Here is a 14,780-nt window from a genome sequence, read left to right as displayed (position 1 = left end):
ACCTGGTGCTCAATGCCGACGGCACCTACACATACACGCTGACCAAGACCTATGACGGGGCGACCGCCAACAACGGCATCACCACTGAGCAGGACAAGGACAGCTTCACCTATACGGTGACCGACGCTCACGGCAACACCACCACCGGCACCATCCTGGTCGACATCGTCGACGACGTGCCAGCTTACACCCTCGTCAATGACGGTAATCACGACGGCATCGTCAGTTTGTCGGTACTCAATCCGGCAGCGACTACAACCTATACCGGTCAGTTCGCCGAATGGCAGTATGGAGCGGACGGGTTTGGCAGCATTTCTGCCACGGGGCAGAACGTGCAAGTTGCTTCGAGTTCATCGTCCCAGATCGTGCTGAACCTGATGGACGGCTCCGATGTCGCTGCAGTCCTGACGCTGAATGCCGACGGCACCGACTCGCTGCAGGTTCTGCACCGGGCAGGTGATGTCGTCTTTACTCCAATCGCGGCGACTTCAGCGACAGCCGGGGGACCGACAGGTTCACTGATCGTGGACTTGGGCGCTGCCACCGACTTCAATATTCTTGTGACCGGCGATGACGGCGTTGCCCCCACCGGCCAATCTGGCGATTTGGTGAACACCAGTAACCAAGGCTGGGCGGTCAAGGGGAGTTCCGGCCAGACAAATGATCCCGGTGAATCCATAAAATTCGCATTCGTCAACGATAGTAACAATACGACGCCCCATACCGTCGACGATTTCAAGTTCACGACCGAGGGCTACACGGGCGGCATGTCGACGGCCAAGATCACCGTCCTGGTTTACACCGATGCCACGCATTATGACCAGGTGACGCTCAACGTGACGTCCGGCCAGGTAATTCAGATCAGCCAGCTTAACTGGTCGGCTGTCGCGGGTACCGCCAATTATGTAGTCGGCGACGACATTTACGCGGTCAAAGTCCTCAGCGATGCCTCAAATAGCGGCGGATTCCGTCTAAACGGCGTCGAGGTCGGCTCGCAGTCAGAAGCGCCGCCGTCAGATCTGGACTTCAACGGCATCAACGTATCGATCACGGATGGCGACGGCGATGTCTCGACGCAGACCTTCAATGTCCACATCGATGGCACGCCAGGCAGTCAGCTGACGGTCGAGTCCATCGCGGGCACTTCCGGAGACGACAATCTCCTTGGCACCGGCGGCAATGACACGCTGGTGGGCGGCGCAGGCAATGACTTCCTGGACGGTGCCGCTGGCAACGACATCCTAATCGGCGGGTTGGGCTTCAATCACCTCACCGGCGGCTCGGGCAACGATACGTTCATGATCGATCCGTCCAAACTCACGGTCCATGTGGCCGACGTCATCGCAGACTATACGCCTGGCCAGGACGTCATTGACCTGTCCGACCTTCTCAAATCACTAGGTGCTGGCGCGCCGACTACCGATGCGCAGGCAGGCTCCTCGATCGATGTTACATTTTCGGGCGGCGCGGCTCACGTGATGGTTGACAACAATGGCACGGCGGCTGGCGGAAGCATGGTCGAGGTGGCCTCGTTGACGGGAGTTGCAAGCGGCTCTGTAATCAGCATCCTCTATGATCACAATCAGCCGACCCATACGGAGACTGTGACCTGACGATGCGATCGTCTGAATGACGCAAACTTTGGTGGCTCGGGGGCGTGGCGTAAAGCCTCGCTTCTATGCTAAGCATTAGCAACGCATGAATTCGCAATTCGAAGAGGGGCTTACATGAAACATTCCGCAAGATTGCTGGCTTCGGCCGCGGCGCTGCTTTTGGCCGGGTCGACGGGCTTCGCCGCCGATATCATCGGCGAGCCGGCGGTGAATTATTGCCGCACCGTCGGCACCTCGGACCTAGTGCTGACCGACAACATGGTCGAGCTCAAGGACCATGTGGTGAAGCTGATGGACGAATCGGTCGCCGTCGCCAACAGCCCGGAATGGATCAACTCGTCGCGTCCCGCCTTCGTCTGGGCGTCGGAAGCCAAGGTCGCCTGCGGCATGGCCTATGGCTACCTCAAGACGAACTACAAGGACGAAGACACGCTCAACAAATGCGAGTGCTTCCACGACCGCATGGTCGAGTACATGCACTGAGCTGACGGGCGTGCGCCGCGCCGACCAGTTGCAATGATGACGATGCGAGCCCGGGCGGACGCCTCAGCGACCGCGCGGCCGGCTGCGGCGCAGACCGGCAGGACGCCGGCAACTGATCTCCGGCGCGAGCGTTGGCGAGCCATGGCGCTCGCCCTCGCGGTCGCGGCGGCAGCGTCTGGATGCCAGTCCAAGAGCGGCGCGTCGGACGTGCTCGATCCATCGGCGATCGCGGCGCCGGCCGGCCAGGCGGGCGCCGCCGCGGCGCAGCAGGCAAGCGGCGCGACCGCTGGCAACCCGGCCCCCGCGGCACAGAGCGCCGGCATCGCGACCAGCGCGACGTCCAGCGGCCCGACCTCGGCCACCGCCGCCAAGGCCAACCTTACGCTTGGCACGGGGCCGACCAAGGTGACCATGCTGCTGCCGCTTTCCGCACCCGGAAGCACGGGCGAGAACGGCCGGAAGATGTATGACGGCGCGCGGCTCGCAATGGCCGATCTCGGCGACAAGCTTTTGACGCTGACGATCCAGGATACGCGCGGCGACAGCGGCTACGCCAAGGACCTCGCCGTGAAGGCGATCACCTCGGGCACGGCCAAGGTCGTCGTCGGCCCGGCCGAGCTTGCGGCCGCGCAGCACCTTGCCAAGCTCTCCGGCTCCAAGCGGCCGCCGGTGCTGGCGTTGGCAGACAATTTCGCCGGCGGCCCCGGCGTCTATTCGGTGCGGCTCAGCGAAGCCGACAGCGCCGCGGCGGGGGCGGCGGCGATCGCCGGCAAGGGCGCCAGGAAATTCGTGCTGATGGTGCCGGCGGGGACGGATTCAAGCGCCGTCGAATCCCGGGTGGCCAACGCGCTCAGCATCTATGGCGCCACGCTTGCGGTGACGCTGCCCTATTCGCCGACGGACGGCGGCGCCAAGGTGGTGTCCGACATGGGCTCGCTGGTCGAGGCGCCGGATGCCGTGGTCATCGCTTGCGGCGACGGCAGCCCGGCCGCGGTGCTGGTGGCGCTGAAGGCGAAGGGCATTCCGGGCAAGACGGTGACGCTGATCGGCACCGACCGCTGGCTCGAGCGGCCGGTGGATCCGCTCTATGAGGGCGCCTATATCGCGACGCTCGACCAGAGCGAGACCGGGCCGATCGCCGACCGCTTCAAGGCGACCTACAACTACCAGCCGGACGTCAACGTGGCCTATGCCTACGACATGGTGGCGCTGAGCGCGGGCATAGCGAGCTCCGCCGGCCCCGACGGCTTCAACAAGCAGGTGCTGGAAAACGCGACCGGCTTCCGCGGCTCGACCGGCTTGTTCCGCTTCCGCAGCGACGGCTCGAGCCAAAGGTCAATGCCGTTCTTCAAGGTGGAGAAGGGCCAGCTGAAGCTGGTGGAGAAGCAGACGGCGGGGTTTTGAGGGGGCGGGGCCCGAGAAAAGTGGACATTTCCGATACCGTTCAGACAAAACATTTCCGCATCACGACGCGCAGCGTGGCCTTTCTTTGTCTGGCATATGTCGGCGCAACCGCCGTGCTGGCGCCCGCTACTTTTTTCGCGATGCTGACGGAATACACGCTCAAGAAATATTCGCTCGCCATTCCTGTCTTCGCGCTGCTAGGGATGGTTTGCGTGGCCGTGTCCTCCCGGCCTCGTTCCCCTTTGACCTTCATCGTTGAGAAGTTGCGCGGCCGTGGCAAAGGCGCGCTTGTAGTAGTCGGCATTTTCGTTCTTTGCGCCGCCGCGTTCTCCACGCTCAAGCACGTCACGCCGCTCTATGTCCCGTTCTTTGCCGACCCATTCCTGGTATGGCTGGATGCCAAGATACATGGCGGGGATCCCTGGAGGGTGGCCCATGCGGTATTTCCGCAGCAGCTGGAGCCCGGCTTGTTTGTTCTTTATGGGCCGGTCTGGTTCGCCCAGATGGTTGGCATGGTTCTCGTCGCCGCTTTCACCAACGACAGCAATAGTCGAGCACGCTACTTTTTATCGTTGCTGCTTGTTGCCGTCATTCTCGGCAGCGTGCTGCGGGTTATCGGCTCTTCGGCAGGACCGATTTTCTTCGATCGGATGGGCGACGGCAACCGTTTTGCCGATCTGATACCCACGCTTGCGTCAAGTCCCTCCGGCGGGGCTATGATTGCCACCTCGGATTACCTCTATTCGTCTTACGCCCTTGACCGCACCGTCTTCGGAACCGGCATCGCGGCGATGCCGAGTCTGCATGTGGCCGTGGCCTTGCTTAACGCCCTGTTCCTTTCGCGCTCGGGCCGCATAGTTAGGTATTGGGGTTGGTTTTATTTCTCAGCGATTATGCTCGGATCCGTCTACTTCGGCTGGCACTATGCCGTCGACGGTTACGTGGCCATCGCGGCAACGCTGTGGATTTGGAAATATTGTGGCCATCGCACGGATGTGCCGTCGTAACGCCTCGCAGATACAGTTCGTTAGTTGAGCTGCTCCAAAATTCCAGAGCTCGTTGCCACCACAATAGCGTGATACATTTGCAAAGCTATGGTGCAGATCGCGGCCGCCGAGATTGGCACGCCGAATGGCACGACGCCCTTGCGATCCAAGTGTTGCACATAGTGGCGGAACATTCCGGCCGGCAGCAGGAAGGGGTTCTTGACCACGGCCGCCGTAGCGACTGCGAAAACCAGCAGCAAAATGGAGAAGACGGCGAGACTGCTTCCGCCGATCAGAAAAGGTGTTACGCTCATCAGCTTGACATCGCCGGCGCCGATCTTGCGCAGGAGCCAGAAGGGAAAGAGCGCGAGGAACAGGGCAAGCCCGCCGAACGCACCTATGCCCATCTCCAGCCACGAGTGGGCTTGCAAGGCCTGGAATTGCAAAGCGCCGAGGCCAAGGCAAAGCAGCAGCAGGACATCACGGTTGGATATGCGTTGCGTGGAGAAATCAGTCCAGGCGATACGTCCAAGCAACAGGATTGCCAGCCCCTGGAAGACAAGCGAAGCGGCCAGCAAAAGGCTCATGACCGCTCGATGTTCCGCACGCTGGACGACAGCAGCTTCAAATTGTTGGCCACGGTCGGATCGTTTGGCGCCAATTCATAGGCCTTGAGGAAGTTGCTGCGCGCATCCTGCAGCTTGCCGCGCAGCAGATAGGAATAGCCGAGATTATTGTAATATTCCGGCGTCGCGCCAAGCAGCCGATAGGCCTTGGCATAAGCCATGTCGGACAGATCGAAACGCCTGATCCGATCGCAGGTTGCAGCAAGGCCCAGCCAGGCCACGCCATCATTAGGCGTCAGGCGCGTAGCCTTGTAGAACAAGGCGCCGGCATTGCCGTAGTTTTCGGAACGGAACTGGGTCTTGGCCTCGGTGACCGCCTGGTCCGAGGCGTAGTAGTCGACGTTGCTGATCGTTTTCAGCCCGTCGAAGGTATCGCCGAAGGCGGTGTAGTCGCCCTTGGCCGGCTCGTTGGTGCGCACGACACCATCGGTGGTGTCATTCGTCTGGCACCCTGCAAGAAAAACGAACAGCAGGCTGGTCGCGACTGCGAGGCGCTTTGTCATAGTGTGTCCCACGAGTCCCCCGACTCTGTTTTAGAAGCTAATCATATGATGGACTAGAAGAAAATGCCCTTCATGCGAATGATGATGGGCAGCAGGATAATCATGAGAACCACCGGAAACACGCAGACTCCAAGGGGTATCATCATCTTCACCGGCAAGGCATTGCCGCGCTCCTCAGCGCGCAATATCCTTTTGGTCCGCATTTCATCGCTATAGACTCGCAATGCCTCGGTTAGACTCGTGCCAAGTTCTTCTGACTGTCGAAACAAAACCGCCAACGCTTTTGCCTCGTCAAGCCCTATACGATCTGCTAATTCGCGTAAGGCCTCCCGCAGTGGTTTGCCGGCCCGCAACTGCAAGTTCATGATCGCTAGCTGGATGCCGAGCCATTTGTGGGTGCCTGCCAATTCTGTGCTAACCCGCTCCACTGCGGCCTCAAGGCTCATCCCTGCGTCAGCACATGTTATCATCATATCCATAAAATCGGGAAAGCCGCGCCGGTAAGTTTCCTTCTGCGCGCTTTCGAAGCGGTCGAGCATGATACTGGGGATGACAATGCAGGCGAGCCCAAACAAGGCAGCAACGGCAAAGGTGAATATTCCGGGGATTTGTGGCGGCACAACAGCAGTTAGGCCAGCATAACAACCAAGAAAGCCAATCCCCACGGCGGTAATTCGGGACAGGGTGTAGAACGCCGGCGCGCTGGATTGATAGAAACCCGCGCGGAACAGCTTAGCCTCCAAGGCATTCGGTTCCCCGCGTTCCTTCTCCAGCGAGCGGAAATATGCATCGACGGGACGCTGCGCCGCAATCTTGGCAAGTTGTTCCTGACCCGCGAGAGAACGGCGGCTACTGACGCCCTCCGTCAACAGGCTTTGTGTGACCAGCTTACGGGTTTGAAGCGCCGGCAGAAAAATTAGCGCACCGAACAAGAATAGCGCTACTGCCGCCAGGAACACCGCGGCCGATACCAGAAAGCTCAGATCCTGAGTACTCGAAAACAGGTTTATGGCTCGCCTCCGTCAGAAATCGAAGTTGACCATTCGATACATGATGAAATCGCCCAGTAGCGCCCAAGCTCCAAAAATGAGGAACGCAGGCAGGATCAGTGGGCTGTTCCACACGCCGCCGTAATAGCTTGGCGCGATAACCAAAAGCAGGCAAAACATGACGACCGGGAACAAGGATATGATCCAGGCAGACACACGGCCCTCGGCCGACAAAGCCCTAATCTTGAGCCGCAATTTCTGCCGCTCCCGCAACACCATTGAAAGATTCCCCAAAATTTCGGTGAGGTTGCCACCTGTCTTTGCCTGAATCGAAAGTGATACGGAGAGCAGATGAAGGCCTTCGAAACCCACGCGCTGAGAAAGTTTTCGCACTGCATTTTCTAGACTAAGGCCGAATGTGATCTCGTCGGAGACAATACCGAATTCCGTTCCGAGCGGATCCGCCATCTCGCGCGCGACTAAGTTGATTGCAACCGTTGTTGGGTGGCCTGCGCGGAGCGAGCGAACGATCATGTCAAGCGCATCAGGAAGTTGCGCCGCGAATTTCTGAATACGCCTGTTGCGGGCTCGTCGCAGCACAAGCAGCGGCAACGCGATACCGACAAACCAAAAAGCCAATAGCCCCACAATTGGCGAAAAACGCAGTAGCAACGGCAGGACCAACGCTATAGCCAATCCTGCTAAGAGGAACATGGCGGCAAACGCAAGCGGACTACCAGTGATACCCGACTGTGTGTAGAGCCGGTTCAACGCAATCATGCCTGAGATGTAGTCGCCTGCTTCGGTCAGTCCGCGTTCGCGCAATAGACCCTGCAAGGTCTTTTCGGCCGGAACTTCCTCGGCAAGACGGGCAAGGCGATGGTTGATCGTTCCGGTCCGAACGCGACGCGCCGAGTACGATACGTAAAGCGACTCGGCGGTAAGTATGACGGAAGCGGCCGCCAGAACGTAGATGAAATAGAGCAGAGTCTGTCCAGTCAGCATCACAGTGCAACCTGCGGGTTGAAGGCATCCTTGCCAAAATGATGTCCCTGCGTGGCTACCTCCTGCGCGAAGCGAGGGCGGACCCCTGTAGCTCGGAACTCCCCAACTATCGTGCCGTCGGCGGCGACGTCGCGCCGGACGAAATGATAGATCTCCTGGAGTTGGACGACATTACCCTCCATCCCGGTGATCTCCGAGATCGAGACGACGCGTCGGCCGCCATCCGAAAGTCGCTGCGTCTGCACGATGATGTCGATAGCCGAAGCGATCTGCGCACGAATCGACTCATGAGTCATCGGCATGCCGGCCATGCCCACCATTTGCTCCATGCGAGACAGCGCATCGCGCGGTGTGTTGGCGTGAATCGTAGTCATAGAGCCTTCATGACCCGTGTTCATCGCCTGCAGCATGTCGAAGGCCTCCTCGCCGCGCACTTCGCCGACGATGATGCGGTCGGGCCGCATGCGCAGTGCGTTCTTGACCAATTCGCGCTGCCGTACCTCGCCCTTTCCCTCGACATTGGGTGGGCGGGTCTCCAGTCGGCCGACATGCGGCTGCTGCAACTGCAGTTCCGCCGCGTCCTCGATGGTGATCAGGCGCTCGGCGCTGGGAATGTAGCTCGACAAAGCATTGAGCAAGGTGGTCTTGCCGCTGCCGGTGCCGCCCGAAACCAGAATCGACTTCCGCGTCTGTACCGCAATTCGCAGCAAGTCGACCATCGGCGGACGGATCGAGTTGAATGCGATTAGGCGCTCCAACGAATAGGGATGCTTGGAGAATTTTCGAATGGAGACCAGCGGGCCATCCACCGAGATCGGCCGTACGGCAATGTTGACGCGTGAGCCATCGTCCAGGCGCGCATCGACCATCGGTGACGACTCATCTACGCGCCGGCCGATGTTCGAGACGATCTTGTTGACGATGCGCAGCAGATGCGGCTCATCGCGAAAGCGGATCGAAGTTTCCTCGAGGACACCTCGCCGTTCAATGAAGACGTGGTTGTGGGTGTTGATCAGGATGTCGGCGATCGAGTCGTCCTTGAGCAGTGGTTCAATAGGGCCCAGTCCCAGCATCTCATCGGCCGTGTCGCTGGTCAGTTGATCCAGCTCTCGCGCGTTGAGCGGCACGTTCCGGCCGCGCACGAATTCGCGCACAATCGGCCGAATCTCGTTGAGAATCTCGTCCTTGGAAGCATTTTCAAGCGCGGTCAGATTGAATCGGTCAATCAGGTGCCGGTGCAGATCGACTTTGAGCGACAGGAAGTCGTCGGCGGCTGGTTCGGCCTGGACCGGTTGCGCCACTGCCGCGCCATTAATGACCATGGGCGTCTGCGTTGGCTGCGTTGCGGGCTGCTCACCCTGCCCTTTGATGAAGCGACCCAACATGGCGCCGAACCCCTGCTGATTTCCCCAAGGTCGAAACTAAGCGTTAACCACATGAGGCACAAGCGGCCGTAGCGCAAAGCGCGGATATTACTTGAGACATAGTTAAGAACGTGACCGCGAAACCACATAACTATTTCAAGGCTGTCTTTGACCTCCGGACTAAGGTCTTAGGACTTTTGCCGCAACAGAAGCGACAATGCCCCTAAGCCATTAGATATAAAGAAGTATGTAGGGACCCTAATCAAACCGCAGAAAGGCCTAACCGTGGCCGAATTGTGAACGAATGGTTAAGGAGACTTGAAAAATGAGGCGAATCAAACCCTTGTCCCAAATGAAATTGCCAAAAGTCGAGTATTGAAAGGTTAAAGCTCCGTTAATCCGTTTGACACTGCTTTTTCGCACGACCTAGGATTGAACGTGACGGGGGATGCTTGGGTATGGGGTTCATCCTTGGCTCTGTCTCGTCGGGTTCAAACCTCCAAAGGGAGAAATTGGCATGAAGAAGCTCATGACGATGGCCCGGCAGTTCCGCGACGAAGAAAACGGCGCTGCTATGGTCGAATATTCAATCCTGGTCGGCATCATTGCCGGCGCAGCGATTTTGATCATCGTCGGCATCGGTCTGTGGGTGAATGGTCGCTTCACCGACCTTTGCACCGACTTGAACGCCAGCAACATCGGCAGCTGCGGTTCCGGCACTGGTAGCTGATCGATTTCTATACGTCAGGTCCGGGCCTATTTGGTCCGGACCTGACAGAACAGAAAATCCGCACCGGGGCAGATGCGGAAGAGAGATGGCCTTCTGGGGTTGGGCTGATGCGCGCAAATACAGTTATAATGATTGTCCTTGCCGGCGTGTTCGGTGTTTTGGCGGTCGTGCTCGCCAACATCTGGTTGGCCAACCAGCGAAGTGCGCTGGCTCAATCGAACGGCGTGCAAGCGAGCACTCTTGTGGTAGCGGCTACTCCGCTGAAGTTCGGCGACACGCTTAGCGCCGACAAATTGCGTGAAATCGCATGGCCGGCGGGATCGGTGCCTGCCGGAGCGTTCAAGACAGTCAAAGACGCGCTGGCCGGCAATGGCACGCGTCAGGCCTTGCAGACAATCAGTGTCAACGAGCCGGTTCTGACTAGCAAGATCACCGGCGCCGGACAGCGCGCCACGCTTTCGGCCGTGCTCGGCGAAGGTATGAAAGCGGTTTCGATCCGCGTCAATGACGTGCTCGGCGTCGCGGGCTTCGTCTTTCCGGGTGATCGCGTCGACATCCTCCTGACTCGCAGCGTGCGCAGTAATGATGGTCCGGAAAAGAGCTTCGTCGACGTGCTGCTGCAGAGTGTCAAGGTGCTTGCCGTCGATCAGGTCGCCGACGAAAGCAAGGAGAGTCCGACAGTCGTCAAAGCAGTCACCGTAGAGGTCAGCACCAAGGATGCGCAGAAGCTGACGCTTGCCGCCGGCGCGGGCCAGTTGTCTCTGGCGCTTCGCCAGACTGCAGCCAATAAAGGCGAGACCACCGAGCGCGTGACGCTCGCCGATTTAACCGGCGACACGCCGGACGATGTCGCGAAACGCCAGGCAGAGCTCGACAGGAAGAAAGCGGCAGACGCCGCGGCTGCCGAAGAGCGCAAGCGCGCCGATGACAAGATCGATGGGTTAGCCAAGGCAGTGGAGAGCGTCGGCAGCAAGATCGACCAGTTGAACAAGGCGAAGCCTGCGCCGGTCGTCGCTCCGGCTCCGCAGGTCAAGGAAGTGGTCAAATACGTGCAGCCTGAGCAGCCCACGCGGGTGACCGTCGGGGTGTTCCGTGGCGTTAAGCTGGAATCATATGAGGTGCCGCGACAAGACTGACGAGGGTCGGCGCGGCGGGCTGCCACAGGCAGCAAATTGGGGAGACGGGAATGCTGGGTTTTTGGTTCAGGAGAGCGGCGGCCGCGCTTTCCTTCGTGGTTGCACCGGCGATGCTTGGCCCTCCGGCCAGCGCGGCTGACCGCTTCATCGACGTGTCGAGCCCCTCGCTGCATCGCGTATTCGTGCCCGTCTCCCAATCCACGACCATCACGGTCAACGCGACGTTGGGCGATATCGTCGTCGGCGACGAAAAGATCGCCGACGCGCAACCGATGACCGACAAGACACTCTACATCATCGGCAAGAGTCTCGGCACCACTACAGTCAACCTATTTTCTGAGGACAAGCGCTCGCTGGGCGCTATCCAGATCGAGGTCGGCCAGGATGTCAGCGACATGGCGGCCGCGATCCGCCAAGTGGCGCCAAAGGCACGTATCGAGATCGGCTCGATCAACGGCAAGGTGCGCCTGAGCGGCCATGTCAAGGACGCCGCGACGCTGGCACAGATCGTCGAAGTGACGCAGCAATATGGCCCTGACGCCATCATCAATGCCGTCACCATCGATGACAGCGAGCAGGTCAATCTGTCGGTGCGCATCCTTGAGGCCAAGCGCAATGCCGGCCGCGATCTCGGGGTGTCGATCAGAAGCACGAACAGCCGAGGCACGACCCGAACCGGCACCGGAATCGCTGCTGTCGACAAAGACAACGTGGTGCTTGGCCCCGGCGATCTTTTAACTGGTCTGCTGTCAAACACGAGCCCATTCGGAGCTCTGATTACTCGCGTCATCGACAGTAACATCAAGGTCGACCTGATTATCGAAGCGCTAGAATCGAAGGGCGTCGTGCGCCTGCTGGCGGAACCCAACTTGACAACGGTTTCCGGCGAAACCGCCAGCTTCAACGCTGGTGGTGAGGTGCCTATCCGCAGTGTCAACAGCCAAGGCGAAATCGAAATTGTATTCAAGCAGTTTGGGGTCAATCTGAATTTCACTCCGGTGGTGCTCGACGACGGCAAGATCCACATCAAGCTAGCGCCGGAAGTCAGCGACCTGACCGGCTTCACGCCAGCAGGCGACCCGATTTTCACCAACCGTAAGCTGGCAACCGTCGTCGACCTGCGTGACGGCCAGAGCTTCGCTGTTGGCGGTCTGCTCTCCAGCAAGAATACCAGGCTGCAGGATCAGGTGCCGTGGCTCGGGCAGGTGCCGATCATCGGCGCGCTGTTCCACAATTCGAGCACGCAGAAGGAAGAGACCGAATTGGTCGTCATCGTCACGCCGCACCTAGTGCGCCCGGTGAAGCCCGGCGAGCAGCTGGCGACGCCCTTCGACAAGACGAAGCCGGCCAACGATCCGGAACTCATGCTGCTCGGCCAGCTCGAGGTGAACAAGGACATGATCCGCATGTACGAGCATGGCGAGGGAGTCACCGGGCCCTATGGCCACATGCTGGACGTAAAATCGAAGGACAAGCTGGTCTATGTCAAGAAATAAGCTTCTGCTCGTTCTTCTCGGCACTGGCCTGCTTTCGAGCTGCGCGGCCGACTATCTCAACAATTACGACACGATGACGCTGGCTTCCGGCGACTCCCAGAAGGCCAACCAGCTGCTGCAGACAGTCGATCCGTACAACCCGGCATCGAACGACACGAAGATCGAAGGCGACGGCGCACGATCGGTCGGCGTCGTTCAGAAATACAAGCTTCCGCCCAAGACGTCCGCACCGGCGACGAACATGACGGTGAATGTCGGTCCGACTGGCGTAAGTACACCGTGAACTGAGCAGAAGATGCGAAGAAGGCGCCAAGCAGCGAGGATCGGCGCAGAAAGAATAGAGAGTAAGGTCATGTTGGGGACCATGCGCAGGTTCTGGCGCGATCAGAGGGGTATAGCGCTTATCCTCGTCAGCATAATGCTGCCAGCCATCATCGGCCTATCTATCCTTGCGATAGACATGAGCCGGGCCAACAACCTGCACAACGATCTGCAGAAGGGCACCGATGCCATGGCGCTCGCCGCCGCTGCGGAACTCGACGGTCGGTCGGACTCGATCATCAGAGCAGATAGAGCGTTAGCAAATCTGGTGACCAACCACTACAGGTTCTCGGGCCCGACCGGCGTCGAGCAAACTCTTCAGGCGGCCGGCGTCACCAGGCGTTATCTGAGATCTATCCCGGCCACCGACAATCTCCCAATCACAGCAGCCAATGTCATTACCAATGAGGCATCAGGTGGCGCGCTCGAGGCTCGATACGTCGAAGTGACGGCCACGCCCGTCGGCTTCTCTTCGATGTTTCCGATCTCATTCATCAGCGGGAATACAGCTGACAATTCGTTCACCGTAGGGACCGTCTCGGTCGCCGGCTTCACTCGTGGCGTCTGTGACTTCACGCCGGTTTACATCTGCAATCCCTATGAAAATTCGACGACCGAAACCGTTTATTCAGTCGCCGCAGATCCAGCTAAGCGCCGGCGCCTTATCGAACTGCGCCAGCAAGGCGGCTCAACGGCGCAGAATTCACCGGGCAACTATGGCTTCCTGCAGCCGCCTGATGATTCACACGGGGCCAACGGGATCAGGGACATGATCGCCAAGACCAAGTCGGCGGCGTGCTACAATTCGCGAGGCGTCCTGCTGCGGCCGGGGTTCATCGCGACGGTCAGGGACGCGCTTAACGTCCGCTTCGACGTCTATAACGGGTCGATGAATGGCAACAAGAACGACCCCAACTATGCTCCCGGCGAAAACGTGCGCAAAGGCTATCAGATGCCGTCGAAGGGCAAGGGGAACGCGTGCAACGCCGATCTCGCCAGCCCGCCCGATCCCACCAAATACGATGCCTTTCCGCGCGACAACTGCGCTACTGGGGGCTGCACCAACAACAATCGCATTGGTAACGGCAATTGGGACTTCAACCAGTATTGGAGCACCAATTTCGCGACCACTATCAATCCTGTGAGCGTTCCAAAGCCCCTGGGAGCGGATGGCGTGAACCCTGCCAGCAATACGAACCAGCCCACCCGCTACAGTGTCTACCGCTATGAGATAGCGCAAGGCATCGTCGGACATGCCTCGAACGGCGGCGAGGTCGGAGCACCCGCTTGCTCGTCAAACAAAGTCTCCAATCCCGATCGACGCATTCTCTATGGCGCCATCCTGAACTGTCAGGCGCTGGCGGCGGCCGGGCTGATGGGCGGCGGCAATTCCTCGCCACCCCTTCCGGTCGAAGCCTTCGGCAGTTTCTTCATCACCGAGACCGTCGAAAGCGGATCAGACCAGACCATTAGGGTCGAACTCGTTGATGTCACTGGGCGTGAGGGCCAGGGCACGCTCGACAAATTCCTGCGCGATGAAGTGCAGCTATACCGGTGATAGCCATGGCGAAGTTCCTGTCCTGTGTCTTCAGTCGTTTTCGCCGAGACGAGCGTGGCACCGTGCTGGTCGAAATGGCGATCGTTGCCCCGCTGATGTTCGTTCTGTCTGCGGGCGTGTTCGAGTTCGGCAACCTGATTCACGAAAAGCTGCTGATGGAAACCGGTCTCAGCGATGGCGCGCGCTTCGCGGCACGCTGCAACAGCCAACTTTATACGGATGCCGGACTCACTGCGATCGATTGTGCCAGTATCGCCACGAATATTGTCGTCTTCGGCAATGTTGCGGGGACCGGGTCAGCACGCATCAAAGGCTGGCAGTCATCCGATGTCGCGGTGACTATCGCCGATCCGGCCGACTGCAAAAACGCAGTAGACCCCGGCACCGGCACTGTCCTCTATCTTTCGACGACGTCGCAGGTTTGCATTGTAACGGCTTCAGGCACCATCAATTATAGCGGCGTCGGCCTGCTGTCGCTGCTTAATATCGGTCCGATTACACTGACGTCCAGTCATCAGGAGCGGTTGATCCGGTTCTAATGATGCTAACGCGGTTCACAAAATCGG

Annotated in this window: 15 protein-coding genes; 10 read left to right on the top strand and 5 right to left on the bottom strand. The window is 59.3% G+C overall.

Features of this window, described 5'->3' with window-relative positions; all coding sequences use genetic code 11:
• From E5X34_RS16130 to E5X34_RS16115, 4 genes are all read left to right on the top strand, one after another.
• The coding region (locus tag E5X34_RS16130) for a type I secretion C-terminal target domain-containing protein (protein ID WP_292566495.1) at positions 1-1,613 on the top strand (1,613 nt) is incomplete at its 5' end.
• Between the two features lie 114 nt (positions 1,614-1,727).
• A complete protein-coding gene (locus tag E5X34_RS16125; RefSeq protein ID WP_041010296.1) occupies positions 1,728-2,096 on the top strand; it encodes a hypothetical protein in 369 nt (122 codons plus the stop codon).
• Positions 2,097-2,237: 141 nt separating this feature from the next.
• Positions 2,238-3,500 carry a penicillin-binding protein activator gene (locus tag E5X34_RS16120; RefSeq protein ID WP_292566488.1) on the top strand — a complete coding sequence of 421 codons (1,263 nt, stop codon included), beginning with the start codon at positions 2,238-2,240 and terminating at the stop codon, positions 3,498-3,500.
• Between the two features lie 20 nt (positions 3,501-3,520).
• Positions 3,521-4,507 carry a phosphatase PAP2 family protein gene (locus E5X34_RS16115; protein WP_292566485.1) on the top strand — a complete coding sequence of 329 codons (987 nt, stop codon included), beginning with the start codon at positions 3,521-3,523 and terminating at the stop codon, positions 4,505-4,507.
• Between the two features lie 20 nt (positions 4,508-4,527).
• Here E5X34_RS16115 and E5X34_RS16110 read toward each other — a convergent pair whose 3' ends face one another.
• From E5X34_RS16110 to E5X34_RS16090, 5 genes are read right to left on the bottom strand one after another with little or no spacing between them, the layout of a single operon-like run.
• Positions 4,528-5,073: a prepilin peptidase gene (locus E5X34_RS16110; protein WP_292566482.1), complete on the bottom strand. Its 546-nt coding sequence runs from the start codon at positions 5,071-5,073 to the stop codon at positions 4,528-4,530.
• Complete coding sequence (locus tag E5X34_RS16105; protein WP_292566479.1) at positions 5,070-5,615, bottom strand: tetratricopeptide repeat protein; 546 nt, start codon at positions 5,613-5,615, stop codon at positions 5,070-5,072. Before E5X34_RS16105 ends, E5X34_RS16110 begins: the two co-directional genes overlap by 4 nt.
• 53 nt (positions 5,616-5,668) lie before the next feature.
• Positions 5,669-6,619, bottom strand: coding sequence for a type II secretion system F family protein (locus E5X34_RS16100; RefSeq protein ID WP_292566607.1), 951 nt, complete (start codon positions 6,617-6,619; stop codon positions 5,669-5,671).
• Between the two features lie 18 nt (positions 6,620-6,637).
• Entirely contained in the window at positions 6,638-7,609 is a 972-nt protein-coding gene (locus tag E5X34_RS16095) for a type II secretion system F family protein (protein ID WP_292566476.1), read from the bottom strand.
• Positions 7,609-8,994 (bottom strand): CpaF family protein, encoded by a 1,386-nt coding sequence (locus tag E5X34_RS16090; RefSeq protein ID WP_292566473.1) that lies wholly within the window; start codon positions 8,992-8,994, stop codon positions 7,609-7,611. Before E5X34_RS16090 ends, E5X34_RS16095 begins: the two co-directional genes overlap by 1 nt.
• A 496-nt stretch (positions 8,995-9,490) precedes the next feature.
• Between E5X34_RS16090 and E5X34_RS16085 the strand changes: the two genes are divergently transcribed.
• The 6 genes from E5X34_RS16085 to E5X34_RS16060 all read left to right on the top strand — a co-directional run bounded on the left by E5X34_RS16085 (position 9,491) and on the right by E5X34_RS16060 (position 14,753).
• The gene (locus E5X34_RS16085) at positions 9,491-9,703 is read left to right on the top strand and encodes a Flp family type IVb pilin (RefSeq protein ID WP_292566470.1); all 213 of its coding nucleotides are present in this window, start codon (positions 9,491-9,493) and stop codon (positions 9,701-9,703) included.
• Positions 9,704-9,810: 107 nt separating this feature from the next.
• Entirely contained in the window at positions 9,811-10,839 is a 1,029-nt protein-coding gene (gene cpaB, locus E5X34_RS16080; protein ID WP_292566468.1) for a Flp pilus assembly protein CpaB, read from the top strand.
• A gap of 50 nt (positions 10,840-10,889) precedes the next feature.
• A complete protein-coding gene (locus E5X34_RS16075) occupies positions 10,890-12,335 on the top strand; it encodes a type II and III secretion system protein family protein (RefSeq protein WP_292566465.1) in 1,446 nt (481 codons plus the stop codon).
• Positions 12,322-12,618: a hypothetical protein gene (locus E5X34_RS16070; protein WP_292566462.1), complete on the top strand. Its 297-nt coding sequence runs from the start codon at positions 12,322-12,324 to the stop codon at positions 12,616-12,618. Before E5X34_RS16075 ends, E5X34_RS16070 begins: the two co-directional genes overlap by 14 nt.
• Positions 12,619-12,630: 12 nt before the next feature.
• Positions 12,631-14,214 carry a pilus assembly protein TadG-related protein gene (locus tag E5X34_RS16065; RefSeq protein WP_366664880.1) on the top strand — a complete coding sequence of 528 codons (1,584 nt, stop codon included), beginning with the start codon at positions 12,631-12,633 and terminating at the stop codon, positions 14,212-14,214.
• A gap of 5 nt (positions 14,215-14,219) precedes the next feature.
• On the top strand, positions 14,220-14,753 hold the full coding sequence (locus E5X34_RS16060) for a TadE/TadG family type IV pilus assembly protein (protein ID WP_292566456.1): 534 nt from the start codon (positions 14,220-14,222) through the stop codon (positions 14,751-14,753).
• Positions 14,754-14,780: the final 27 nt, after the last annotated feature.

The organism is Mesorhizobium sp. (assembly GCF_004963255.1).
Taxonomy (GTDB): Bacteria; Pseudomonadota; Alphaproteobacteria; order Rhizobiales; family Rhizobiaceae; genus Mesorhizobium.
Note: the sequence above shows the minus strand (reverse complement) of the source record. Positions and strands in the feature narration are given on the sequence as shown.